At 42.6% G+C, this 896-nt stretch carries 1 pseudogene; it reads right to left on the reverse strand.

Annotation, left to right across the window (positions count from 1 at the left end):
* Window positions 1-896 (reverse strand): annotated as a pseudogene (locus ACFIK8_RS10455) (adhesin); the annotation flags it as partial.

Raw genomic sequence — 896 nt, forward strand, 5'->3', positions numbered from 1 at the left:
TTTGCTAGCGACTGATTCAGATCATAAATCTGTCCACCATTAACCGCATCACTCGAGCCTGATGCTATAGAACCAGCTGCAAGCGATGTGATCTTGCTGTTTGTCTTCTCACCGTCTTTTTCTCCATGCTTAGCTACAAAGGCTTTTGCACTTTCATTCCACAACAGCGCATCGCCTTGCATAGATTCTGTGATGTTCGTGACTTGTTCTTTAAAATCATTGACGACATTTGTGAAATTCTTATCAATTCCTGCAAAGGCTTCCGTTACATTATGATGCTCCTGTGGATCACCTTCCGTACCATCTGCATTGTAGGTTTTAAGCGTGAAAGTTGGTTCGCTCCATTCGTCATCTTCATACTTAGCATCACCACCAAAATACTTTGCTAGAGTCTGATTCAATGAATAAATCTGACCACCATTAACCGCATCACTCGAGCCTGATGCTATAGAGCCAGCTGCAAGCGATGTGATCTTACTTGCTTTTCTGTTATCACCTTCCCCATGCAGGGCAACAAAAGCACCTTCAGTCTTGCTCCATGATAAAGAATCTTGTGCAACTCCCTCTGAAACTTCCTTAATGCGAGCGTTCACAGTCTTGATATTATCATCAAGTCCTTTAAAGGCAGAACCAACATCGGTATGTGATTTATCTGTTACCTTACCATCTTTATCAATACTAGATAAGTTATAGTTTGGAGCTTGCCATTCGCCTTTCTCATTATAACCAGCACCACCACCAAAATAGCCAGCAAACTGTTTTTGCAGTTCATAAATCTGTCCACCAGTTACTGCATCACTCGAGCCTGATACTATAGAGCCAGCCGCAAGTGATGTGATCTTGCTGTTTTCTTGCGTCACTACAACTTTGCCGTCGTCTCCTTCTTCCCTCTTTTC

Source organism: Bartonella sp. MR168JLCBS, assembly GCF_042194175.1.